The organism is Propionivibrio sp. (assembly GCF_047602565.1).
Lineage (GTDB): Bacteria > Pseudomonadota > Gammaproteobacteria > Burkholderiales > Rhodocyclaceae > Propionivibrio.
Genome location: NZ_JASGGX010000001.1, coordinates 301,555 through 326,331, shown reverse-complemented (window position 1 = coordinate 326,331; position 24,777 = coordinate 301,555). Strand labels below are relative to the sequence as shown.

Annotated in this window: 17 protein-coding genes; 8 read left to right on the top strand and 9 right to left on the bottom strand. The window is 68.8% G+C overall.

All coding sequences use genetic code 11. The annotated features are described in order from the left end of the window. Nucleotides 1-35 precede the first annotated feature (35 nt). Complete coding sequence (rimO, locus tag QM701_RS01445) at nucleotides 36-1,364, top strand: 30S ribosomal protein S12 methylthiotransferase RimO (protein WP_415165336.1); 1,329 nt, start codon at nucleotides 36-38, stop codon at nucleotides 1,362-1,364. Nucleotides 1,365-1,383: 19 nt separating this feature from the next. After that, nucleotides 1,384-2,793, top strand: a complete 1,410-nt coding sequence (locus tag QM701_RS01440; RefSeq protein WP_415165335.1) for an FAD-binding oxidoreductase — start codon at nucleotides 1,384-1,386, stop codon at nucleotides 2,791-2,793. A gap of 83 nt (nucleotides 2,794-2,876) precedes the next feature. On the opposite strand, the gene QM701_RS01435 is transcribed toward QM701_RS01440, so the two are convergent. From QM701_RS01435 to QM701_RS01410, 6 genes are all read right to left on the bottom strand, one after another. Continuing rightward, complete coding sequence (locus tag QM701_RS01435) at nucleotides 2,877-3,725, bottom strand: nidogen-like domain-containing protein (protein WP_415165334.1); 849 nt, start codon at nucleotides 3,723-3,725, stop codon at nucleotides 2,877-2,879. A gap of 190 nt (nucleotides 3,726-3,915) precedes the next feature. Continuing rightward, nucleotides 3,916-7,128, bottom strand: coding sequence for an efflux RND transporter permease subunit (locus tag QM701_RS01430; protein WP_415165333.1), 3,213 nt, complete (start codon nucleotides 7,126-7,128; stop codon nucleotides 3,916-3,918). Between the two features lie 25 nt (nucleotides 7,129-7,153). Beyond that, entirely contained in the window at nucleotides 7,154-8,713 is a 1,560-nt protein-coding gene (locus tag QM701_RS01425) for an efflux RND transporter periplasmic adaptor subunit (protein WP_415165332.1), read from the bottom strand. After that, nucleotides 8,710-9,990: a TolC family protein gene (locus QM701_RS01420; RefSeq protein WP_415165331.1), complete on the bottom strand. Its 1,281-nt coding sequence runs from the start codon at nucleotides 9,988-9,990 to the stop codon at nucleotides 8,710-8,712. Before QM701_RS01420 ends, QM701_RS01425 begins: the two co-directional genes overlap by 4 nt. A 34-nt stretch (nucleotides 9,991-10,024) precedes the next feature. Continuing rightward, nucleotides 10,025-10,363, bottom strand: a complete 339-nt coding sequence (locus QM701_RS01415) for a copper-binding protein (RefSeq protein ID WP_415165330.1) — start codon at nucleotides 10,361-10,363, stop codon at nucleotides 10,025-10,027. A gap of 163 nt (nucleotides 10,364-10,526) precedes the next feature. Then, nucleotides 10,527-10,967, bottom strand: a complete 441-nt coding sequence (locus QM701_RS01410; protein WP_415165329.1) for a DUF411 domain-containing protein — start codon at nucleotides 10,965-10,967, stop codon at nucleotides 10,527-10,529. A gap of 148 nt (nucleotides 10,968-11,115) precedes the next feature. On the opposite strand from QM701_RS01410, the gene QM701_RS01405 reads away from it, so the two are divergent. The 3 genes from QM701_RS01405 to ovoA all read left to right on the top strand — a co-directional run bounded on the left by QM701_RS01405 (nucleotide 11,116) and on the right by ovoA (nucleotide 15,418). Then, complete coding sequence (locus QM701_RS01405) at nucleotides 11,116-11,799, top strand: heavy metal response regulator transcription factor (RefSeq protein ID WP_415165328.1); 684 nt, start codon at nucleotides 11,116-11,118, stop codon at nucleotides 11,797-11,799. After that, nucleotides 11,796-13,214 (top strand): heavy metal sensor histidine kinase, encoded by a 1,419-nt coding sequence (locus tag QM701_RS01400; protein ID WP_415165327.1) that lies wholly within the window; start codon nucleotides 11,796-11,798, stop codon nucleotides 13,212-13,214. The genes QM701_RS01405 and QM701_RS01400 overlap by 4 nt, the downstream gene beginning before the upstream one ends. A gap of 92 nt (nucleotides 13,215-13,306) precedes the next feature. Next, the gene (gene ovoA, locus QM701_RS01395; protein ID WP_415165326.1) at nucleotides 13,307-15,418 is read left to right on the top strand and encodes a 5-histidylcysteine sulfoxide synthase; all 2,112 of its coding nucleotides are present in this window, start codon (nucleotides 13,307-13,309) and stop codon (nucleotides 15,416-15,418) included. Nucleotides 15,419-15,473: 55 nt separating this feature from the next. On the opposite strand, the gene QM701_RS01390 is transcribed toward ovoA, so the two are convergent. The 3 genes from QM701_RS01390 to QM701_RS01380 all read right to left on the bottom strand — a co-directional run bounded on the left by QM701_RS01390 (nucleotide 15,474) and on the right by QM701_RS01380 (nucleotide 19,763). Next, nucleotides 15,474-16,136: a hypothetical protein gene (locus QM701_RS01390; RefSeq protein ID WP_415165325.1), complete on the bottom strand. Its 663-nt coding sequence runs from the start codon at nucleotides 16,134-16,136 to the stop codon at nucleotides 15,474-15,476. Between the two features lie 90 nt (nucleotides 16,137-16,226). Further along, complete coding sequence (locus QM701_RS01385) at nucleotides 16,227-16,601, bottom strand: hypothetical protein (protein WP_415165324.1); 375 nt, start codon at nucleotides 16,599-16,601, stop codon at nucleotides 16,227-16,229. 186 nt (nucleotides 16,602-16,787) lie between these two features. Continuing rightward, nucleotides 16,788-19,763, bottom strand: coding sequence for an EAL domain-containing protein (locus QM701_RS01380; protein ID WP_415165323.1), 2,976 nt, complete (start codon nucleotides 19,761-19,763; stop codon nucleotides 16,788-16,790). A gap of 190 nt (nucleotides 19,764-19,953) precedes the next feature. On the opposite strand from QM701_RS01380, the gene QM701_RS01375 reads away from it, so the two are divergent. From QM701_RS01375 to QM701_RS01365, 3 genes are read left to right on the top strand one after another with little or no spacing between them, the layout of a single operon-like run. Further along, complete coding sequence (locus tag QM701_RS01375; protein ID WP_415165322.1) at nucleotides 19,954-21,558, top strand: GGDEF domain-containing protein; 1,605 nt, start codon at nucleotides 19,954-19,956, stop codon at nucleotides 21,556-21,558. Nucleotides 21,559-21,605: 47 nt separating this feature from the next. Then, a complete protein-coding gene (locus QM701_RS01370; protein ID WP_415165321.1) occupies nucleotides 21,606-24,053 on the top strand; it encodes a DMSO/selenate family reductase complex A subunit in 2,448 nt (815 codons plus the stop codon). Between the two features lie 14 nt (nucleotides 24,054-24,067). Beyond that, complete coding sequence (locus tag QM701_RS01365) at nucleotides 24,068-24,685, top strand: DMSO/selenate family reductase complex B subunit (RefSeq protein ID WP_415165320.1); 618 nt, start codon at nucleotides 24,068-24,070, stop codon at nucleotides 24,683-24,685. The last annotated feature ends 92 nt before the right edge of the window (nucleotides 24,686-24,777 follow it).

The window sequence follows — 24,777 nt, the reverse complement described above, 5'->3', positions numbered from 1 at the left end:
GCCGGCGTTTCCCGTCTTTCCGATCCGATTCCGCAATGACCGATTCCAGACAGCCGCCGAACGTCGGCTTCGTTTCACTCGGGTGCCCGAAAGCCTTGGTCGATTCCGAGCAGATCCTGACCAAGCTGCGCGCCGAAGGCTACGTGATTTCCCCGACCTACGCGGGCGCCGATCTGGTGGTGGTCAACACCTGCGGCTTCATCGACGCGGCGGTCGAGGAATCGCTCGAAGCGATCGGCGAGGCCTTGCAGGAAAACGGCAAGGTGATCGTCACCGGCTGCCTCGGGGCGAAGCAGGAGCTGGTGCGCGAAGCGCATCCGAAAGTGCTGGCGATCACCGGGCCGCACGCGGCGGACGAGGTCCTGCGGCATGTGCACACGCACCTGCCGCAGCCGCACGATCCGTTCACCAGCCTGGTGCCGCCGCAGGGCGTCAAGCTGACGCCGCAGCATTTTGCCTACCTCAAGATTTCTGAGGGCTGCAACCATTCATGCACCTTCTGCATCATTCCCTCGCTGCGCGGGCCGCTGGTCAGCCGGCCGATCGGGGACGTGCTGCAGGAGGCGAAGCATCTCGCCGAGGCCGGCGTGCGCGAACTGCTGGTCATCTCGCAGGACACCAGCGCCTACGGCGTCGACGTGAAGTACCGCACCGGCTTCGCCGGCGGCCGGCCGGTCAGGACGCGGCTGAAGGAACTGTGCGAGGCGCTGGCCGAACTCGGCATCTGGGTGCGCCTGCATTACGTCTATCCCTACCCGAGCGTGGACGACCTGATTCCGCTGATGGCCGAGGGGAAGATCCTGCCGTACCTCGACGTGCCGTTCCAGCACGCCAATCCGCGCATCCTCAAGGCCATGAAGCGCCCGGCCAGCGCCGAGAACAACCTGGAGCGCATCAGGGCCTGGCGCGCGGTCTGCCCGGAGATCACCATCCGCAGCACCTTCATCGCCGGCTTTCCGGGCGAGACCGAGGCCGAGTTCGAGGAACTGCTCGAATTCATCGAGGAGGCGCGGCTCGACCGCGTCGGCTGCTTCGCCTATTCGCCGGTCGACGGCGCGGCGGCCAACGCGCTGCCGGGTGCCGTGCCGGACGAGGTGCGTGAGGAGCGCCGCCGCCGCCTGATGGACGTGCAGGAGGACATTTCGGCCGAATTGCTGGCGGCCAGGATCGGGCGCGAGATCACCGTGCTGGTCGACGAGGTTGACGACGAGGGCACGATCGCGCGTTCGCCGGCCGATGCGCCGGAAATCGACGGACTGGTCTTCATCGACGGGCATTTCGACGCCGAGCCGGGCGATTTCCTGCAGGTGCGCGTGGTCGATGCCGACGAGCACGATCTGTACGCCGAACTGGCGGATGCGTGAATTTCCGGGAGCGGAACGAATGGAAGACGGGACTCTGATCGAGGCGCTGGCGGCGATCGTCGGCCCTGAACAGGTGCTGACCGCGGACGGCGACACGGCGCCTTACCTGGGCGACTGGCGGGGGCGCTACCGGGGCGCGGCGCTGTGCGTGGTGCGTCCGGGCAGTACCGCCGAGGTGGCGGCCGTGGTGCGCGCGTGCGGCGCGGCCGGCGCGCCGATCGTGCCGCAGGGCGGCAACACCAGCCATTGCGGCGCCAGCATTCCGGACCTGACGGGCCGCGCGGTGCTGGTCAGCCTGTCGCGGATGAACGCGATCCGCGCGGTCGATGCGGCCAATAACACGATCACGGTCGAAGCCGGGTGCGTCCTGCAGAATGTCCAGGAAGCGGCTGAGGCGGCCGGCCGGCTGTTCCCGCTGTCGCTGGCCGCCGAAGGCAGTTGCCAGATCGGCGGCAACCTGGCGACCAATGCGGGCGGCGTGCAGGTGCTGCGCTACGGCAACGCCCGCGAGCTGACGCTCGGGCTGGAAGTGGTGCTGCCGGACGGCGAGGTGTGGGACGGCCTGCGCGGGCTGCGCAAGGACAATACGGGCTACGACCTCAAGCAGCTGTTCATCGGCTCCGAAGGCACGCTCGGCATCATCACCGCGGCGGTCCTCAAGCTCTTTCCGCTGCCGCGGGCGACGGCCACGGCCTGGCTGGCGATCGACTCGGCGCATACGGCGGTGCGCCTGCTGAGCGAACTGCAGGCGGCGTTCGGCACGGCGCTGACGGCGTGCGAGCTGGTCTCCGACGTCTCGCTCGGGCTGGTACTCAAGAACATCCGCGGGGCGCGGGCGCCGCTGGCGGACAGTCCGTGGCACCTGCTCGTCGAACTGTCCGGGCCGGGCGAGGATGCGGCGCTGCGCGAATCGCTGGAACGCTTTCTTGAAAGCGCGCTGGAGGCCGGCGAGATCGCCGACGCCGTGGTGGCGCAGAGCAGCGAGCAGGCCGGGCAGTTGTGGACGCTGCGCGAGAGCGTGAGCGAGGCGCAGAAGATCGAGGGGGTGAGCATCAAGCACGACATCTCGGTGCCCGTGTCGCGCATCGGCGAGTTCCTGGACCGCGCCGGCGCGGCGCTGCAGGCCGCCTATCCGGGCATCCGCATCGTCGCCTTCGGCCACGTCGGGGACGGCAACCTGCACTACAACCAGTCCAAGCCCGAAGCCGGCGAGAACGCCGCCTTCATCGCCGCGCAGCCGCAGGTCAACCGCATCGTGCACGACATCGTCCATGACCTGGGCGGCAGCATCAGCGCCGAGCACGGCATCGGCCAGCTCAAGCGCGAGGAGATTCTCCGCTACAAGAGCCGGGTCGAAATGGACATGATGCGCGCCGTCAAGCAGGCGCTGGACCCGCGCGGCATGATGAATCCGGGGAAGGTGCTGTAGCCGAAGCATCCCGCCCGCGGGCAAAGAAAAAGCCGCCCGGCGTTCCGGGCGGCTTTTTTATCGCCGAATGGCGAATGGCCTTACTACGCGCTGCGTCTGCGCAGGACGCCGAGCCCCAGCAGGCCGAGCGCCATCAGGGCCAGCGTGGCCGGTTCCGGCACGTCGTTGGTGCAGGCGGGCGTTCCCGGCACGCCGCAGACCGGAGTCAGGTTCTCCGTAAACCACGTCTGATGGAAGGCCACGGCGGTGTTCAGGCCGGCGGTGTTCGATCCCTGCAGAACCACGGCGTTGCCGCCGCCGTCGCCGAAGCCGACGGCCGCGGTCTGGCTGGTACCGGTCGCTTCCCAAGGCATATCCAGCCAGAAGAAGCCGATGGCGCCTTCCCCGCTGGGGATGTCGTAGTCGGAACCGCGGATGACCATCTGGAAGGTATTCAGCAGGTTCCCCTGGCTGTTGTAATAACCCACGTGGTCCCACGTGAGGATGGTCTGATTGGGGATGTCCTGACGGATGTGCAGAACGCCGCTCAGCAGGTTGCGCGTATCCACGTCGCCGAACCAGATCGAAATGGTCGGGAAACTGGCGCCGATCGGGCCGTTCGGGACATAGGCCGAATTGCCGCCCGTGAAGCTGATGTTGCCGTTGTTGTTGGCGTAGAAGCTGGTGTAGTTCGTCCCGAAGAACGAGAAGGTGTAGCCGAAATTGATCGGGCCGCTGAAGCCGTCGTCGTTGCGGCCGGAGGCTTGCCCGGCGCCGTTGGCGTTGCCGCCGCCGGTCATCACCACGACGTTGCCGATGCCGCCGCCGATCGTGTCGGTGTAGAGCTGCGTCGTCGGGGTGAGCGAGGATTGCGGAAAGTATTCGATGGCCGCCTGGGCCGGCGCGATCAGCGCGGCGAGCGCGGCGGTGGCGATCAGTTTTTGTAGTTTCATGACGAGTCCTTCGTTGCGTTGGATTGGCACTATCGCGTTTCATCCGCGAATTTCTTCGCTGCGGACGAGATAAAGCGATTCTCGTGCCAGAATGCGCAAGTGATTGACCCGACAGGAAAAATAGCTTTGACCGGATTGCGTTTGTTAAGAAATGTAAATAATACCGACACGGCGGCAGGGGCTTTGCCGCTCAGTGGCCGCACCCCAGCGAACGCCGCTTCACCAGCGCATAGATCGCCGGGATCACCGCCAGCGTCAGGATCGTCGACGACACCATGCCGCCGACCATCGGCGCGGCGATGCGGCTCATCACCTCGGAGCCGGTGCCGGTGCCCCACATGATCGGCAGCAGGCCGGCCATGATGGCGACGACGGTCATCATTTTCGGGCGCACGCGCTCGACGGCGCCGGCCATGATCGCCCGGTGCAGATCGGCGGCGGCCGGGGCGCGGCCGGCCGCGCGGCACTCGGCCTGGACCTCTTCCCAGGCGTGATCGAGGTAGATCAGCATCACCACGCCGGTCTCGGCCGCCACGCCGGCCAGGGCGATGAAGCCGACCGCCACCGCGACGCTCATGTGATAGCCGAGCGCCCAGATCAGCCAGACGCCGCCGACCAGCGCGAAGGGCACGGAGAGCATGACGATCAGCGTTTCGGTCAGGCGCCGGAAATTCAGGTAGAGCAGCAGAAAGATCACCAGCAGGGTGACCGGCACGACGATCTTCATCTTTTCGATCGCGCGTTCCATGTTCTCGAACTGGCCGCTCCAGGTGATGTAGTAGCCGGCCGGGATCTTCACCTGCTCGGCCACCGCCTTTTTCGCCCGCGCCACGTAGCCGCCGATGTCGCCGTCGCGGATGTCGACGTAGATGTAGGCCGAGAGCAGGGCGTTCTCGGTGCGGATCCCCGGCGCGCCCTTGGCGATGCCGACCCGCGCCAGCTGGCCGAGCGGCACCATCGCCCCGTCCATGGTCGGCACCAGCACCTCGCGGGCGATGCGCTGCGGGTCGGAGCGCAGCTCGCGCGGGTAGCGCACCGTCACCCCGTAGCGTTCGCGGCCCTCGACCGTGGTGGTCGCCATCTCGCCGCCGAGCGCGCTGGCGATCACGTCCTGCAGTTCGCCGACCGAGAGCCCGTAGCGCGCGAGCTGCAGGCGGTCCGGCTCGATGTCGAGGTAGAAGCCGCCGGTGATGCGTTCGGCGAAGGCGCTGGAAGTACCGGGCACGGTCTTCACCACCGCTTCGATCTCCTTGGCCAGCCGCTCCATCCCCTCCAGGTCGTTGCCGAAGACCTTGATGCCGATCGGCGTGCGGATGCCGGTGGACAGCATGTCGATGCGCGCCTTGATCGGCATCGTCCAGGCGTTGGCGATGCCGGGGAACTGCAGCGCCTTGTCCATCTCGGCGATCAGCGTGTCGACGGTCATCCCGGCGCGCCACTCGGAGGCGGGCTTGAGGTTGATCACCGTCTCGAACATCTCGGTCGGCGCGGGATCGGTGGCCGTGTTGGCGCGGCCGGCCTTGCCGTACACCGAGGCCACCTCGGGGAAGCTCTTGATGATCTTGTTCTGCGTCTGCAGCAGTTCGGCGGCCTTGGTGATCGACATGCCGGGCAGCGAGGCGGGCATGTAGAACAGCGTGCCTTCGTTGAGCGTCGGCATGAATTCGGAACCGAGCTTCGAAGCGGGATAAACCGTGAGCCCCAGCGCCAGGACGGCGAGCGCGATGGTCGGCGCCTTCCCGCGCATGACGGCGCGGATGACCGGCCGGTAGAGCCGGATGAGGATGCGGTTAACCGGGTTCTTTTCCTCCGGCATGATCTTGCCGCGGATGAAGAACATCATCAGCACCGGCACCAGCGTCACCGACAGGAAGGCGGCGCCGGCCATGGCGAAGGTCTTGGTGTAGGCGAGCGGCGAGAACAGCCGTCCTTCCTGGCCTTCGAGGCTGAACACCGGCAGGAAGGAGACGGTGATGATCAGCAGCGAGAAGAACAGCGCCGGGCCGACCTCCTTGCAGGCGTCGATGATGGCGCGGGCGCGTTCGGCCGCGGTTGCCTCCCCTTCAAGGGGAGGGGCAGGGTGGGGATGGGGTTCGGCTGCTGCTGCTGACCCCATCCCCCTCCCGGCCTCCCCCTTGAAGGGGGAGGAGAGTTTTTCGAGGTGCTTGTGCGCGTTCTCGATCATCACGATCGCCGCGTCGATCATCGCGCCGATGGCGATGGCAATGCCGCCGAGGCTCATCAGGTTGGAGTTCATGCCGAGCAGGCGCATGGCGATGAAGGCGGCCAGGATGCCGACCGGCAGCATCAGGATGGCGACCAGCGCGCTGCGCACGTGCAGCAGGAAGACGACGCACACCAGCGCGACGATCAGCGATTCTTCGGCCAGCGTGCGCTTGAGCGTGTCGATGGCGCGGTGGATGAGCTCCGATCGGTCGTAGACCGTCTCGATGCTGACGCCCTCCGGCAGGCCGGCCGAGACCTCGCCGATCTTCTCTTTGATATTGTGGATGACCTCCAGCGCGTTCTCGCCGTAGCGGGCCATGGCGATGCCCGAGACGACCTCGCCTTCGCCGTTCAATTCCGTCAGGCCGCGCCGTTCGTCGGGGACGAGTTCGACGCGCGCGACGTCGCGGATCAACACGGGCACGCCCTGGTCGCTCTTGACGACGAGGTTGGCGATGTCGCCGGCGCCGCGCAGGTAGCCCCGGCCACGCACCATGTACTCGGTCTCGGCCATCTCCACGGCGCGCCCGCCGACGTCGCGGTTGGAATCGCGGATCACCTGCGCCACCTTCATCAGCGGGATGCCGTAGGCGCGCAGCCGGACCGGATCGACGGTGACCTGGTAGGTCTGCACGAAGCCGCCGATCGAGGCGACCTCCGAGACGCCGTGCGCCTTGGTCAGCTGGTAGCGGACGAACCAGTCCTGGATCGAGCGCAGCTCGGCGAGCGTCTTGTCCCTGGCGAGCAGGACGTACTGGTAGACCCAGCCGACGCCGCTGGCGTCCGGTCCGATCTGCGGCGTGACGCCCTTGGGCATGCGGCCCGAGGCGAAGTTGAGGTATTCCAGGACGCGCGAGCGCGCCCAGTAAGTGTCGGTGCCGTCCTCGAAGATGATGTACACGAACGACGCGCCGAAGAACGAGAAGCCGCGCACGACCTTCGACTTGGGCACCGAGAGCATGGCCGTGGTCAGCGGGTAGGTGATCTGGTCCTCGACCACCTGCGGCGCCTGGCCGGGGTATTCCGTGTAGACGATGACCTGCACGTCGGACAGGTCCGGCAGCGCGTCGACCGGCGTGCGCAGCACGGCGAAGACGCCGCCGAGCACGATGAACAGCGTGCCCAGCAGGACCAGGGCACGGTTCCGTCCGGACCATTCGATGATTTTGGCGAGCATGGCGCGTCGTCTCCCCGGCAACCCGTCAATGGCCCGCGTGCGGGTTCGCCTGCGTCGGCTTGAGCGCGGTGATCACCCATTCGCCCGGACCGCGCTCGACGAATTCGAAGTCGATGCGCGCGCCGGGCTGCAGGCCCTTGAGCAGGCCCTCGTTGGCGATCTTGAACTCCATGGTCATGGCCGGCCAATTGAGGCTGGCGACCGGGCCGTGCTCGACGCTGGCCGTGCCCGTGCGCGGGTCGTAGGTGTCGATGCGGCCGCTGGCCCGGTGTCCCACCGGCTTGCCCGCGCCTGCTTTCGCCTCGGGCGCGGCGAAACCGCCGAAGGCGGCCTTGAGGTTGCTCTCCGCGTCGATCAGGAAGTTGGCGGCGACCACCACCTCCTCGCCTTCCTTCACCCCGTCGAGGATTTCCACGTGGCTGTCGCCGCGCGCGCCGAGCTTGACCTCGCGCGGCTCGAAGCGGCCTTCGCCGAGCCGCACCAGCACGCTGCGCCGCGTGCCGCTGTCGATGACCGCGGATTCCGGCACCGTCAGCACCCGGTTCCTGCCGCCGACCGGCAGCTCGACCCGGGCGAACATCGCGGGCTTCAGCAGCAGCCCCGGATTGGCCAGTTCGACGCGGACCGGCACGGTGCGCGTGGCGGCGTTCAGCGTCGGATAGACGTAGCCGACGCGGCCGGTGAACACCTTGTCCGGATAGGCGTCGATGCGCACCGTGGCGGGCGCGCCGGCGGCGATCTGCCCGATGTCCTGCTCGAAGACGTCGGCGACGACCCACACCGCGGACAGGTCGGCGACCTGGTACAACTCCTCGCCGGGCATGAAGCGCATGCCCTGCAGCGCCTTCTTGCCGGTGATCACGCCGGCCACCGGCGAGCGGAAGGTCAGGGTGCGCCGGGTCTCGCCCGAGCGCGCCAGCGACTTGACCTGTTCCTCGGAGACGTCCCAGTTGCGCAGGCGCAGCAGGCTCGCCTCGGCCAGTTGCCGCATGCCCGCCTGCGCCTGCCCGTCGGCGTCCTTGAGCGCCTCGACGCCCTGCGCGGCGACGGCGTACTCGCGCTGCGCCGAGACGAGCTCGGGGCTGTATACCTCGAACAGCGCCTGTCCCTTGCCGACCGGCTGGCCGGTGACGTTGACGTGCAGGCGCTCGACGTAGCCCTCGAACTTCGGCGAAATGGCGTAGACGCGCCGCTCGTCCGGCTCGACGCGGCCGGCCGCGCTGACGCTCCGGTCGAGCGCGCGCAACTGCGCGGGCTCGGTGCGCACGCCGAGCTTCTGGATCTTCTCGGCGCTGATGCTGAGCTGGCCGGCGGCGGCCGGTTCGTTGCTCTCGTCGCCCGCGAAGACCGGGATGTAGTCCATGCCCATCGGGTCCTTCTTCGGCACCGGCGAGGTGTCGGGCAGGCCCATCGGGTTGCGGTAATACAGGATCTTGCGTTCCTCGCCGGCGGCCTCGCCGGCGGGCGCGGCGGCGGTCTGCGCCGCGTCGCCGCGGAACGCGCCGCCGCCCAGCCAGTAACCGGCCGCGCCGGCGGCCAGGGCGCCGAGCGCGATGCCGACGGCCAGTGCCGTTCCCTGCTTCATAGATCTTCTCCCAGGAGTCGTTCGAGCTCGGCGAGGCGGACCTGCGCCTCGGCCTGCGCCTTGATCCGGCTCAGGCGCGCCTTGCGGATCTGCTGCTGCGCCTCGACCAGCGTGGTGAAATCGGCCTTGCCGTTCTCGTAGGCGGCGAGCGCGGAATTGAAGGCCAGTTCGGCCTGCGGCAGCAGGCTGGTCGCGGCCAGCGCTTCGGTGCGCCGGGCCGCCTCGATACCGGAAAGGTTCTCGGCGAGTTCGGCGAGCACCTCGTTGGCCGTGGCGTCCCGGCGCGCGCGGGCGGCCGAGAGCATCGATTCGGATTCGCGCTCCATGGCCCGGCGCGAGGATTGCTGCAGCGGGATGTTGAACTCGACCATCAGCTGCCATTCCTTGACCGAGCTCCCGTACTGCACCGGCGTCACGCCGAGCATGAAGTCCGGGTAGCGCTCCTTGTACGCCAGCTCGCGCTTCTTCTCCGCCGAGCGGATCGCGGCGTCCTCGGCGAACAGGCGCGGGTTGCGTCCGCGCACGCGCTCCTCCAGCGCGGCGAAGTCGAGCCGCGCCGGCGCCGGCAGCGGGCGCAGCGCCTCGGGCTCGGCCAGCGGCGCGCCGGCCGGGCGCGCCAGCAGCATGTTGACGCGCGCCTGCAGCATCCTGCCCTCGTTCTCCAGCATGATCAGCTCGCCGCGCATGGCGGTCTGCTCGACCTGCGCGCGGATGACGTCCTGCTGCATGGCCAGCCCGCCGGCGTAGCGCGCCTGGGCGATCCGTTCCAGGCGGACCGTCAGGTCGAGCAGCTCGCGGGTGATCCGCTCGTTGCGGTGCAGCAGGTACAGCTGCGCGTGCGCGCTCTTCAGGCGCGCGGCGATCTCGGACCAGGAGCCGCGCGCGCGCCCCGTGGCGCCGTCGGCGTCGAGCTCGGCGATCTCGCGCTTCAGGTCGCGCTTGCCGTACCAGGGCAGTTCCTGGATAAGGGTGTATTTCGTGCTGCCGACGCGCTCCGGCGAGAGCGTGGGGTTCTGCTCGCCCATCCGGGTGATGTCCATCAGTTCGAGCCGGAAGCGGGGATCGGGCAGGGCGCCCGCCGGCGCCACGCGCTCGGCGGCGGCGTCGGCCTCGTGGCGCATCGAGGCGTATTCGGGATTGTTCTGGCGGGCGTAGTCGAGCAGGCTGGCCGCGGTGCGGCCGGGCGGCTCGCCCTGGGCTTCCTGGGCAGACGCGGCCGGCGCCAGCGCGACCAGGAGCGCCAGGATCAGGCCGGCTGGAGAGAAGGAATTGCGCATGGATGTCTCGGGGCGATGCCGACTGCTGCCGGAATCATTGGGCCTTTTCGAAGCGCACGACGGTGATGGCGCCGTTCACGTTGTCCGCCACGAAGCGGATCTTGTCGCCTTCCTTCATCTGGTCGAGCCAGGCGGCGTCCTTGACGCGGAAGACCATGGTCATCGGCATGTCCATGCCGAGGTTGGCGAGCGGCCCGTGCGCCAGCGTGACCTTGCCGGCGGCCTTGTCGACCTTCTTCACTTGGCCGTCGACCATCTTCGCGTCCGGCGCGCTGGTGTGCGCCGGCATGGCGCCGTGGGCACCGTGCTCGCCGGCGGCCATGGCCAGGGCGGGAAAGAGGGCGGCGAGCAGGATGGCGATCGTGGTTTTCATGTCGGGTTCTCCGGGAAGTGAATTGGGTAATCCCATGAACGTTGTACATCGGCTCCTCCCCCTTCAAGGGGGAGGTCGGGTGGGGGATGGGGTCCGGCGTCCAGCCACCGTTCGCACCCCATCCCCACCCCATCCCTCCCCTTGAAGGGGAGGGAGAGGGCTTTCAATGCTTCGCGAACACGCGCGTGCTGCCGTCGCGCTGGACCAGCAGGGTTTCGTAGGGCGGCGAGTTCGGCACGTCCATGCCGGGCGAGCCCTGCGGCATGCCGGGCACGGCGAGCCCGAGCGCCTTGGGCTTTTCCTTGAGCAGCCGCCGGATGTCCTCGGCCGGCACGTGCCCCTCGATCAGGTAGCTGCCGACCTTCGCCGTATGGCACGAGCCGAGCGCCTCGGGCATGCCCAGCTTGCGGCGCGTGCCGGGAACGTCCTCGACCTCGTGCGTCTTGACGGAGAAGCCCGCCTTGGCGATGTGCTCGGCCCATTTGCCGCAGCAGCCGCAATACGGGCTCTTGTAGATTTCCACCGTGCTCGCCGTCTGGGCCAGGGCCGCCCCGGCGGTGCCCAGCGCCAGCGCCGCCAGGAGAATCGAGAACTTTCGTGCCATGCGTCCGCTCCTCGTGTTGAACGGGGCGCAGTATGGGGAAGGCCTGCCGACGCCAAGCTGACCGGAAAATTACATTTCCGTAATCTTTTGCGCCGGACGGCGCATCGCGGGAAAATCGCCCGGCGCACGCGGAACGTGAAGGAAGCGAATGAAGATCCTGGTGGTGGAGGACGAGACGAAGACCGGCACCTACCTGAAACAGGGGCTGGTCGAGGCGGGGTTCGTGGTCGATCTGGTCGCCGACGGCTTCGACGGGCTGCATCTGGCGACCAGCGAGGCCTACGATCTGGCGATTCTCGACGTGATGCTCCCCGGCCTCGACGGCTGGCAGATTCTGCAGGGCATCCGCCGCGCGGGCAACGAGCTGCCGGTGCTGTTCCTGACCGCGCGCGATCAGGTCGAGGATCGCGTGAAGGGGCTGGAGCTCGGCGCCGACGACTATCTGGTGAAGCCGTTCGCCTTCGCCGAGCTGCTGGCCCGCGTGCGCACGCTGCTGCGCCGGGGCGCCAAGGCCAAGGAGGCGGAGGTGATGCGTGCCGCCGACCTCGAAGTCGACCTGCTGCGCCGCCGCGTGACGCGCGGCGGCCGGCGCATCGACCTGACGGCCAAGGAGTTCGGCCTGCTCGAACTGCTGCTGCGGCGCCAGGGCGAGGTGCTGCCGCGCGCGCTGATCGCCTCGCAGGTCTGGGACATGAATTTCGACAGCGACACCAACGTCGTCGAGGTGGCGGTGCGCCGCCTGCGCGCCAAGATCGACGACGATTTCGCTCCCAAGCTGATCCGCACCGTGCGCGGCATGGGCTACGTCCTCGAAGCGCCCGTCGGCGAATGAACGGCCGCGCCTCGCTCACGCTGCGCCTGACGGCGCTGTTCGCCGCGGGATCGACGGCGGTGCTGCTCGGCCTCGGCTACCTGATCGGCGGCACCGTCGAGCAGCATTTCGTCGAGCAGGACGTCGAAGTGCTCTCCGGCCGGCTGGACGCCGCGCGGCGCATCCTCGCGCGGGCGGCGTCCGAGGCCGATCTGGCGGCGGTGCCGCAGCAACTCGACGACGCGCTGCTCGGCCATCCCGGCCTGGCCGTCGCCGTGGCGGCGCCCGACGGGCAGCTGCTCTTCGCCACCAGCGGCGCGGGTTTCCCCGAGGCGCTGCTGGCTCGCCGCGGCGTGGCCGACGCCGCGCATCCCCTGGTCTGGCGGACCCCGCGCGATGTGCCGATGCGCGGCATCTCGGCGCGCGTGCCGACCGGCATCGCCGGGGCGGCGCCGGTGGTGGTCGGGGTGGCGACGGACATTTCCCACCACGAGCGCTACATGGCCGGCTTCCGGGCCACCCTGTGGTCGTTCGTCGCCGCCGCCGCGCTGCTCACCGGCGTGCTCGGCTGGCTGGCCGTGCGGCGCGGGCTGGCGCCGCTGCAGGCGATGAAGCGCAAGGCCGAAGGCATCACCGCGCAGCGCCTGCACGCGCGGCTGGCGGTGGAAACCGTGCCGGTCGAGCTGGCCGATCTGGCGGCCACGCTGAACGACATGCTCGCCCGCCTGGAGGAATCGTTCCGCCGCCTCTCGGACTTCGCCTCCGATCTGGCGCACGAATTCCGCACCCCGATCAGCAACCTGATGACGCAGACGCAGGTCACCCTGTCGCGGCCGCGCACGCCGGAGGAATACCGCGAGGTGCTCGGCTCGAACGTCGAGGAATACGAACGGCTGTCGCGCATGGTCGCCGACATGCTGTTCATCGCCAAGGCCGACGAGGGGCGCATCGTGCCGACGCGGGAGCGGCTGCGGCTGGCGCCGCTGGTCGGCGATCTGGTCGAGTTCCACCGGCTGGCGGCGGAGGAGAAGGGCGTCGTCCTCGCCGGCGAGGGCGACGGCGCGGTCGACGGCGATCCGCTGATGATCCGCCGGGCGATCGGCAACCTGCTGTCCAACGCCATCCGCCACACGCCGGCGGGCGGGCGGGTCGCCGTCGCGGTCCGGCGGCCGGCACCGGGAACGATCGCCATCGACGTGGTCAACACGGGGGAGACGCTGGCCGCCGAACACCTGCCGCGCCTGTTCGACCGCTTCTACCGGGCGGACCCCGCGCGCGGCGGCGACGGGTCGCATTCGGGCCTCGGCCTGGCGATCGTCAAGTCGATCGCCGCGGCGCACGGCGGCAGCGTGGCGGTGGCCTCGGCCGACGGCACGACGCGCTTCAGCCTGCTGCTCGACGCGGCGGAGCCGGAGGCGCCGGCCGCCGATTCCTGAACCAACCCGCCCGGCGGCAATCTGAATACCAGCCCATCGGCGCCGCCGGGCGTTTGATCGATCCGGCCGTCCGGGCCGGGAACGGAGGGAGCATGCCAGAGCCGGTCTTTCCCAGGACTCCCCTGCTGACGGGGAGCGACAGCGAGCAGAAACGGGCGGAAATCCTGCGCTATTTCCACGCCACGTTCGACCGCTACGAGCAGTTGTTCGAGACGCTGACCTGCGACGAGGCGTACTACCGCAAGCCGATCGCCCTGCGCCATCCGCTGATCTTCTACCTCGGCCACACGGCCACCTTCTTCATCAACAAGCTGGTGCTGGCCGACCTGATCGACCGGCGCATCGATCCCGCCTACGAATCGATGTTCGCCATCGGCGTGGACGAGATGAGCTGGGACGATCTCAACGACGAACGCTACGACTGGCCGGCCGTCGAGGCGGTCAAGGCCTACCGCCGCTCGGTGCGCGACGTGGTGGACCGGCTGATCCGCACCCGGCCGCTGACGCTGCCGATCGGTTGGGACCATCCGTGGTGGATCGTCCTGATGGGCATCGAGCACGAGCGTATCCATCTCGAAACCTCGTCGGTGCTGATCCGCCAGCACCATTTGCGCTACGTGCGGCCGCACCCGGCCTGGACGCCGTGCCGGAAATCCGGCGCGGCGCCGGACAACGCGCTGGTGCCGGTGCCGGCCACCGAAGTGCGCCTCGGCCGGTCGATCGACGACCCGGTGGTTTACGGCTGGGACAACGAATTCGGCCGCCACGCCGCGGCCGTGCCGGCCTTCCGGGCCAGCCGCCATCTCGTCTCCAACCGCGAGTTCCTGGATTTCGTGGACGCCGGCGGCTACGCCGACGACGCGCTGTGGGACGAGGAGGGCGCCGGCTGGCGGAAGTTCGCACAGGCCGCGCATCCGACCTTCTGGGTCCGCGACGGCGAAGCATGGCGCCTGCGCCTGATGCTGGAGGAAGTGCCGATGCCGTGGGACTGGCCGGTGGAAACCAACTGCCACGAGGCCAGGGCGTTCTGCCGCTGGAAGGCACGCGCCACCGGGCAGCCGGTGCGCCTGCCGACCGAGGACGAATGGCAGGCGCTGTGCCGCCACGCCGGCGCCGAGGGGCCGCCGGACGGGCGCGCCGTGGCGGCGAACCTCCAGCTCGACCATTACGCCTCGTCCTGCCCGGTCACCGAATTCGCGCACGGGCCGTTCTTCGACGTGGTCGGCAACGTCTGGCAATGGACCGAGACGCCGACCTACCCGTTCGCGGGCTTCGCCACGCATCCGATCTACGACGACTTCACGGTGCCGACCTTCGACGACCGGCACAACCTGATCAAGGGCGGTTCCTGGATCGCCTGCGGCAACGAGGCGCTGACCGGAGCGCGCTACGCCTTCCGCCGCCACTTCTTTCAGCATGCCGGGTTCCGCTACGTGGTCGCCGGGGCGCCCGCCGCGATTCCCGCCTCGCGCTACGAAACCGACGCGCAGATTTCGCAATACGCCGAGTTCCATTACGGCGACGCCTATTTCAACGTGCCCAATTTCCCGCGCGCCCTGGCGCGCCTGGCCGTCGAGGCGATGGGCAAGCGGCCGGTGCGCCGGGCGCTGGATCTGGGCTGCGCCGTCGGCCGGGCGTCGTTCGAGCTGGCGCGGTATTTCGAACACGTCACCGGCATCGACTTCTCTGCGCGTTTCATCCAGCTGGGCACCCAGCTGGCCGAACAGGGCCGCCTGCGCTACACGCTCGTCGAGGAAGGCGAACTGCTCACGTACAAAGAGCGCAGCCTCGCCGAGCTGGGGCTCGACGCGGTGGCGGCCAAGGTCGAGTTCCTGCAGGGTGACGCCTGCAACCTCAAGCCGATCTTCGCCGGCTACGACCTGATCCTGGCCGCCAACCTGATCGACCGGCTCTACAGTCCGCGCCGCTTCCTCGAAACGGCGCACACGCGCCTCAACCCCGGCGGCCTGCTGGTGATCGCCTCGCCGTACACCTGGCTGCCCGAGCACACCAGGCGCGAGGAATGGATCGGAGGATTCAAGAAGGACGGCGAGAACTTCACCACGCTCGACGGCCTGCAGGCGATCCTCGGCGAGCACTTCCGCCTCGCGCGCGAACCGGCGGGCGTGCCGTTCGTGATCCGCGAGACGAGGCGGAAATTCCAGCACACGCTGTCCGAGGTGACCGTCTGGGAACGCCGGTGACCGGCGCGGCGCGGGGAGCGGCGAAGCCGGCGGACCGACCGCGCCGCGCGCGGGATCACTTCACCGCGAAGCAGTAGAAGCGCCCGTTGCCGCCCGTGGTGCGCAGCTCGTCCAGGCTGCAGCCGCGCGACGGGTGCGCGTGGTTCCAGGATTTCGCCGGCGGCTTCTCGTCCAGTCCCCGCCGGTCGTGGTGCCCGACCTGGGCCGAGCCGCCGGTGCTCTGCGTCCAGTTGCCGCAGGTCGCGTCGGCGCCTGCCGGGAAAGCCATGCCCATGGAATCGGAACCGGTCAGGATGTCGTGCTGGTTCGGATTGTCGCCGCGGCCGTTGACCATCTCGCCCTTTTCGGTGAGCGCGGTGTCCTTGTTGAGATGGTTGTCGCCGTGCAGCTCGTCGACGTTGCGCGCGATCAGCACGCCCTTGGCGTTGTACCAGGGGCCTTTGCCGATGCGGTCGCGGGCGTTGACCGCCGGCGCGCCGCCCGCGGCGCTGGTGCTCAAGTAGGCGTGCCAGGTGCGCTTGCCGGCGCCGGCCGCGGCGGCCAGGGACTGGCAGTGCTTGTCGGCGCCCGCCAGCCCGCCGAGGTCGCCGCCCTTGCCCGGGCCTTCGCTGGTGACGAAAAAGCTCATCCTGGCGTCGGCGGCGTGCACCGTGGCGGCCGGTGCGGCGAGCAGGACGAACAGCCAGGCGGCGGCCGGCAGATGGTTTCCGGTGTTCATCGTGAAGCTCCTTTCATGACGTTTTTCGGGGAGACGCTTCGTTCGCCGGCCCGCCGTGGCCCGGCGGCTGCGTGCCCTGCACGAGCGGGCTCAGGGCTTGACGACATGCCAAGCGTTGTTCACCCCGTCGCCGGTCTTGTCGCCGGGCTGCTGGTCCTTGACCCAGAAGTAGAGCGGCTTGCCCTTGTAGGCCCACTGCTTGCTGCCGTCGTCGCGCATGACGATGCTGTAGTCGCCGCCGGCGATGTCGTCGTCCCTGGCCTTCAGCGGCGGCCAGTTTTTGGCGCAGGCGTCGTTGCAGGCGCTCTTGCCGCTACCCGCAGCGTCCCGGTCGAAGGTGTACAGGGTCATGCCATTGCCGCCGGTGAGTATGCCCTCCGTCACCATGGCCGGCGCGGCGTGGGCAAAACTGGCCGCCGATGCAGCGGCCAGCAGGGCGATGCGGGTAAGGATGCGGATCTTCATGGAAGTCTCCTGGGTAGGGGAACGTGCACGTGGGTAAACGCGTCCGGAAAGGATTCATTGCGTAGACCGGCCGGTTTCCCCGGATGGAGAACCAGACCGCCGGTTCCCGTAGGCTTTCGAGCGGATTCCGGGAAGAGAGTTCGTTGCCCGGAGGCGGCGGCCGGATTTCCGCCCGGCAATACACGGTCAGCCGGAAACGCCCCGCGCGCCCCGGCCGTCCGGCGGTGAAGGGCACAGCCACTTCTCGGCGAAGGAGGCGGCCGGTTCGGGGTAGCCGAAGTAATAGCCCTGCACCTCGTCGCAGCCGAGCGCGAGCAGCGCGTCGGCCTGCGCCTGGGTCTCCACGCCCTCGGCGATGGTACGCATGCCCAGCGTGCGACCCATGGCGATGATGGTGGCGACGATGGTGTGGTCGTTGACGTCGTCGACCATGTCGCGCACGAACGATTTGTCGATCTTCATCTTGCGGGCAGGCAGGCGCTTCAGGTAGGAGAGCGACGAGTAGCCGGTGCCGAAATCGTCGATGGACAGCGAGAAGCCGAAGGCGTTGAGCCGGGTGAACAGGTCGATCGACTGCTCGACGTTCTTCATCATCCCGCTCTCGGTGAGTTCGAGTTCGAACAGCCGGGGTTCGAGCCCGGCGGCGCAGATGATCTCGTTGATCCGTTCCGGGAAACGGGCGTCCTCGATCTGCTGCGTGGCGATGTTGATCGCCAGCCGCCCGGTGAACGGCCGGCCGTCGCGGCGCCACGCCTGGATCTGGCGGCAGCCTTCCGCGAAAACCCAGCGGCCGATGGCGGCCATCATGCCGCGCGATTCCGCCACCGGGATGAACACGGCGGGCGGGACCGGGCCCAGCGTCGGGTGCGTCCAGCGCATCAGCGCCTCGGCGCCGAGCAGGCGGCCGCCGCGCAGGTCGAACTGCGGCTGGTAGTGCAGCGACAGCTCCCCGGGGCGCTCGCGCAGCGCCTCCTGCAGGTCGCGCGCCAGCGTGATGCTCTCGGCCAGCCCCGAGCTCATTTCCGGCGCGTAGCGCATGTGGCCCCGGCGGCTGGACTTGGCGCGGTACATGGCGATGTCGGCGTGGCGCAGCAGCGTGTCGGGGTCCTCGCCGTCGCCCGGGAACAGTGCGATGCCGGCGCTCACGCCGAGGGTGAAGGCGTGCTGCCCGACCTCGATGCGCCAGGCGAGCGTGCTGATGATGCGTTCGGCGATGAGCGCCGCGCCTGCGGCATCGGCGTCGGCGGCGAGGATGGCGAACTCGTCGCCGCCCAGCCGGGCCAGCACGTGCTCCGCGTCCAGCGCGCCGGCGAAGCGCCGCGCCACCTCGCGCAGCACCTCGTCGCCGACGGTGTGCCCCTGCGCGTCGTTGATTTCCTTGAAGCGGTCGAGGTCGAGATAGAGGATGGCGACGCTCTTGCCGGCCTCGCGCGCCGCGGCGAGCGTCTCGCTGAGCCGTTCGATGAACGGGGCGCGGTTGATCAGCCCGGTCAGCGTGTCGTAGAGGGCGAGCCGCTGCAGCGCGCGCAGCGATTCGGTGCGCTGGGTGACGTCCTGGATGCTGCACTGCACCAGCAGCCGCCGGCCGTCGTGGAACGGCATCAGGTGAATCTCGCCGTCCCATTCCGTGCCGTCCGGCCGCTGGTGCCGCCAGGCGCGGATGGTGGCGCCGCGTTCCAGCGCGGCCTTGATCGCTTCCGCGGCGGCGATGTCGGACGGCGTGCCATCGTACTGGCGGGGCGGCGACAGCTCGGCGGGCGACTTGCCGATCACCGCGTCCCGGTCCGGCAGCCCGTTGATCCGCGCGGCGGCGGGGTTGCAGTCGATGCAGCGCCCGGTTTCGGGATCGAGGATGAGCAGCGGAATCCGCGAATCGGCGTAGAACGCCTTGTTGTACGCCTCGCTCTCGCGCACCTTCCGCCGGGCGGCGGAAAGCGCGCGGATCTGGCTGCGCAGCCGGGCCTGCTGGCTGGAAATCTTCTGCTGGTGCCGCAGCAGCAGGCGGCGCATGCGTTCCTGCGCCGCGGCGAGCCGGTCGATTTCGGCGATGCCGGCGCCGGGCACCGCCGTCCGCGCGAAGTCGAGCAGGCCGATCCGGTCGCTCGCCGCGGTCAGGGTTTCCAGGGGATGCGCGATGCGCCGGGCCTGCCGCCGGGCGAAGCCGGCGACCAGCAGCAACAGCGCGGCCGAGGCCGCGGCCAGGGGCGTCAGGATCGCTGGCCAGTCGGGCGCGAAATCGGCCGCCGGGGCCAGCGTCACCACCCACAGCGGCTGGTCGCCGAGCAGGTAGGGGTGCGCGCTCGACAGCCAGGCCGTGCCGTCGGCGGTGAAGGCGGCGATCTCCGTGGCCGGGGGCGTCGCCAGCGCTTGTTGCGCGGCGGCCAGGGGCGCCAGTCCCAGCTCGCCGGCCGGCCGCATGAGCTTGCCGAGCCAGTCCTCCCGGGAAACCTCCGGCGGCGGCGCGGGCAGGGCCAGCACGCGGCGGTCGGCGGTCAGCACCGCGGCCAGCCCGTGCCTGCCGGGACGCGCCTGCATGGTCTTGAGCGACAGGTCGCGCAGCATGAGATCGATGCCAATCACGAACAGCCGTCCATCGGCGGAGGGGACGCTGACCGAGGCGGTGATCCCCGGATCGCCGGTGGTGAAGAAGGCGTAGGGCGGCGTCCATTGCACCCGGCCTGGCCGCGCCGCCGCCGCCGCATACCAGGCGCGCAGGCGCGGATCGTAGTCGACGTCCTCGTGGCGCCGCCGCACGGCGCCGTCGGGCGCGCGCTCGACGAACACTTGCCGGCGGCCCCAGCGGCCGACGTCGGTGAGGCGGTTGCCCCAGCCGCCGTCGGCGTGCTGCATGAGCATCCATCCCTCGCCCGCCGAGGTGCCGACGTTGATCGAGGAGGCTTCCGGCAGGGCCTCCAGGACGGGCATGAAGACGGCGTTGAATGCATCGGCGGCGCCGGGCGGCGGCGGTGCGCCGGCGATCCACTGCCGGCTCATCCCGAGGATGTGCTCGGTGGGCAGAAACACGCCGTCGAGATCGGCCGTGACGCGGGCCGCGGCCTCGGCGAGCTGGCTTTCGGCGGCGCGGCGCGCCAGGGGTTCCATGCCGAATTCGAAGAAAACGATGCCCACCAGCGCCACGGCGCCGGCAACGAGCGTTCCCATACGCACGAACAGACTCTCATGGAGCGGAACGCCATTTCTGAGGATCTTCTTCTCAGCATTCACGCGGGCAATATACATGATTCGTTGGGTTGAATTTACATTTGTGCGCAGCGGCCGGCGCCCGGCGGCGCCTCGCTCTTTTTGCGTGCGCGGGCGGCCATGCAATTTGAAAAGATGGATAATGCGGCCCATGCAGTCCATCAATGTCCTCGACATGCGGACGCTGCTGGCGGGAAACGTGGTTTGCCTGCTCATCTGCGTCATCTTCATGGGAGTGGCCTGGCGTTACAGCCACGGCCGCTTTCCGGCCACCGGCTACTGGCTGCGCAGCCTGGTCATGGCCTTCGTGGGGACGCTGCTGCTGGCGCTGCGCGGCCTGATCCCCGATTTTCTGTCGATCATGCTGCCCGTCGCGCTGGTCGTCGGCGGCATGATCCACCTGCGGGTCGGCCTGGAACGTTATCTCGGCAAGGAGCGCAGGCGGCGGAGCGACTACGTGCTCCTTGCCGCGTGCCTGCTGATCCACGGCTACTTCGCCTACGTCGAGCCGAGCATTCCCTTCCGGGCGGCGAACTACGCCGTGTTCATGCTGCTCACCAGCGCGCAGTGCGCCTGGCTGATGCTGTTCCGGGTCGATCCCGACAAGCGTTTCGGCACCACGCTGGTCGGCGCGGTGATGATCGGCTACGTGATCCTGAACGTGGGCCGGCTGGTCTTCTGCTTCCTGGTGCCGCCGTCGAACGATTTCTTCGAGGTCGGCATGTACGACGCGGCGCTTTACCTGACCTACCAGGTGTTGAACGTCGCGCTGACCTGCAGCCTCGTGCTGATGGTCAACCGGCGCCTGCACGCCGAGCTGGAGAACGACGTCAGGCGGCTCGTCCGCTCCGAGATCGCCACGCGCATGAGCGAGGAACGGCTGGCGCGCGCCGAGCTGGCGGCGAAGTCCGGCAACTGGGAGTTGAGCCTGGATTCGGGCCTGATCGTCGGCTCGGCGGGCGCGGCCAAGGTGTACGGCGTGGCCGCCGATTGCCTCCACATCGCCGCGATCAGGGCGATTCCCCTGCCCGAATACCGTCCCCGGCTCGACGCCGCGCTGGCGGACCTGATCCGCGGCGGCGTGCCCTACGACGTCGAGTTCCGCATCCAGGCGGTGGATACGGGCGAAATCAAGGACGTCCATTCCATCGCCACCTTCGACCGGGCGACGCGGACGGTGTTCGGCGTCATCCAGGACGTGACCGACCGCAAGAACGTCGAGCGCGAGCTCGAACGGCTGGCGCAGGTCGATCCCCTGACGGGCGTCTTCAGCCGCCGCCATTTCATGGCGCTGGCCGAGAAGGAACTGGCGCGGACCAGCCGCTACGGCGGCCCGCTGTCGGTGCTGATGCTCGACGTCGACCATTTCAAGAAGGTCAACGACACGCACGGGCACCAGGTCGGCGACCGCGTGCTGAATACGCTGGGCGAAGTCTTCTGCGGCATCCTGCGCGAGGTGGACATGGTCGGCCGGATCGGCGGCGAGGAGTTCGCCATGGTCCTGCCGGCGACTTCCGTCGGACAGGCGGGCGAGGTGGCCGAGCGCCTGCGCCGCGCCGTGGAACGCCGCGAGATCGCGCTCGAACGCGGCCTGCCGCTGTACGTGACGGTGTCGATCGGGGTCGCGTCGCTGGCGGCGGCCGGCGTCAATATCGACACGCTGATGGGGCGCGCCGACCAGGCGCTTTACGAGGCGAAGAACCAGGGGCGCAACCGCGTCCGCGTCTTTGCGGAGGAGGCGCGCGCGGAGGCGTAGGATACTTGGCGGGAGTGCGACGGATCATTTTTACTAGGGGAGGAAACATGACCAATCCGAAGGAAGAAGCACCGGCGAGCAGCGAATACTCGATGCTCGAACATCTGGCGCGCCAGGGTATTTCGCGCCGCCAGTTCATGACCGCCTGCTCGGCGCTGACCGCCACGCTGGCCGTGCCGCCGTTCCTGCGTTCCGGCATCGCCCAGGCGGTGGAGTCGGCGACGGCGGGCGGCGAGACGACGTTCTGGAGCTCGTGCGTGGTCAACTGCGGCAGCCGCTGTCCGCTCCGGGTCGTGGTCAGGAACGGCGAGGTGGTGCGCATCGAGGCCGAGAACACCGGCGCCGACGCCTGCGCGACGCCGCACGTGCGCGCCTGCGTGCGCGGGCGGGCGATGCGCCAGCGCCTGTACAGCGAGGAGCGCCTGAAATATCCGATGAAGCGGGTCGGCGCGCGCGGCGAGGGCAAGTTCGAGCGCATCAGCTGGGACGAGGCGCTGGACACCGTGGCGGCGGCGCTCAAGAAGACCATCGAGCAATACGGCAACCAGGCCGTCTACTACCAGTACGGTTCCGGCACCTACCAGCTCGTCGCCGGGCGCGCGCCGAATTTCCGGCTGCTCAACCTGCTCGGCGGCTACATGGACCAGTACGGCACCTATTCGAGCGCGCAGATCCGCGAAGGCATGCCCTATACCTACGGCTCCGGCGGCAACGGCAGCTACATGACCGAGGTGGCCAACGCCAAGCTCTACCTCACCTTCGGCAACAGCCCGCTGAACACCCGGCAGTCGGGCGGCGGCAAGGGCTACGAGTGGCAGTGCGCCAAGGACGCGGGCGGGGTGCGCAGCATCTTCGTCGATCCGATGTACACCGACTCGATGCTCGGCAAGGAGGACGAATGGATTCCGATCCGGCCGGGCAGCGACGCCGCGCTGTGCGAGGGCATCGCCTACGTGCTGATCACCGAGCACAAGGTTGACCAGGAATTCCTCGACAAATACTGCGTCGGCTACGACGAAAAGACGCTCCCCGCAAGCGCGCCGCCGAAGAGCGACTACAAGAACTACATCCTCGGCAACGGGCCGGATGGATTGGCCAAGACGCCGGCCTGGGCGTCGCGCATCACCGGCGTGCCGGTGTCGACCATCGTGCGGCTGGCGCGCGAACTCGGCGACACCAAGCCGGCCTTCATCTCGCAGGGCTACGGCGTGCAGCGCCAGGCCAACGGCGAGCAATCGGTGCGCGCCATCGCCATGCTGCCGATCCTGACCGGCAACATCGGCCTGCCGGGCACCAACACCGGCGCGCGCGAGGGCGACGTCGAGATGGGCGCCGTCGGCCTGCCGGTCGGCAAGAACGCGGTCAAGGCGGTGCTGCCGTTCTTCCTGTGGACCGATGCCATCGAGCGCGGCGCGGAGATGACCGCCAAACGCGACGGCATCCGCGGCGTCGACAAGCTGAGCGTGCCGATCAAGTTCCTCTGGAACTACGCCGGCAACGTGCCCGCCAACCAGCATTCGGACCTCAACCGCACGCACCGGATTTTGCAAGACGAGAGCAAGTGCGAGTTCATCCTGGTCATCGACAACCAGATGACCGCCTCGGCGCGCTACGCCGACATCCTGCTGCCCGACCTGATGGCGCAGGAGAACTTCGACTACGCCGCCGACGGCTACGCCTCGGGCACCGGCAGCTTCCTGGTGGCCATCCAGCAGGCGGTCAAGCCGCGCTTCGAGGAACGCAGCTCGTATGAAATCTGCCGCGGCATCGCCCGGCGCTTCGGCCTGGAGGAGAAGTTCACCGAAGGGCGCACGCAGGCGCAATGGGTCGAGTGGTGCTACGAGGAAACGCGCAAGAAAAATCCCGAGCTGCCCGACTTCGCGCAATTCCAGAAGCAGGGCGTGGTCAAGATGTACGGCAAGGGCAAGACGCCGGTCGCGCTCGCCGCCTTCCGCAACGACCCGGTGAAGAACAAGCTGCCGACCCCGTCGGGCAAGATCGAAATCTACTCCGAGCGGCTGGCCAGGATCGCCGCCGAGTGGGAACTGCCGCCCGGCGACGTGATCAGCCCGCTGCCGCAGTACGTGACCACCTGGGAAAGCCACCTCGATCCGAAGAGCGCCAAGTACCCATTGCAGCTCTACGGCCTGCATGGCCACGGGCGGACCCACTCGACCTACCACAACGTCAAGTGGCTGCGCGAGGTGCACCCGGACATGCTGTTGATCAATCCGGTGGATGCCGCGGCGCGCGGCCTCAAGACCGGCGATCCGGTGCGCGTGTTCAACGACCGCGGCACCGTGCTGCTGCCGGCCAAGGTCTCGCCGCGCATCATGCCCGGCGTCGTCGCCTTCCCTCAGGGGGCCTGGTACAAGCCCAACAAGGCCGGAGTCGACGAAGGCGGCTGCATCAACACGCTGACCAGCCTGCGGCCGTCGCCGCTGGCCAAGGCCAATCCGCAACACACCAACCTGGTTCAGGTCGCCAAGGTCTGAGGGGAGAACAGCATATGCAATACGGTTTCTTTGTCGATATGTCCAAGTGCACCGGCTGCAAGACGTGCCAGGTGGCCTGCAAGGACATGAACAACCTTGAGGTCGGGCGCAATTTCCGCCGCGTCGCGGAGTACGCCGGCGGCGAATGGAAAGAGGTGCACGGCGCCTGGCAGCAGGACGTGTTCGCCTACTACGTGTCGATCGCCTGCAACCACTGCGCCGAGCCGGCGTGCATCGAGGTCTGTCCGAAGGACGCGATCAGCAAGCGCGCGGACAACGGGCTGGTGCTGATCGACGTCAAGAAGTGCATCGGCTGCCGCGCCTGCGAGGACGCCTGTCCCTACGGCGCGCCGCAGTTCAACCGCTCGATCCGCCGTATGACCAAGTGCGACGGCTGCCAGGACCGCCTGGCGGCCGGGGCGCAGCCGAATTGCGTGGACGCCTGTCCGCAGCGTGCCCTGGAGTTCGGCGATGTCGGCGAACTGCGCCGGCAGCACGGCACGCTGGCCGCGCTGGCGCCGCTGCCGGACGCCGCGACCACGCGGCCGTCGCTGGTGCTCAAGCCGCCGCGCAAGGCGCGCCCGGTCGGCGACAAACAGGGGAGCGTCTGGCCGCTGCCGGTCGAGGATTGATCGGCGGAGAGAGGATAAAAAGCAGGAAGCAGTTCGACCACGGCGACACGGCGGGCACGGCGAAAAGCAGAATCTCGTTTTTCGCCGTGCCC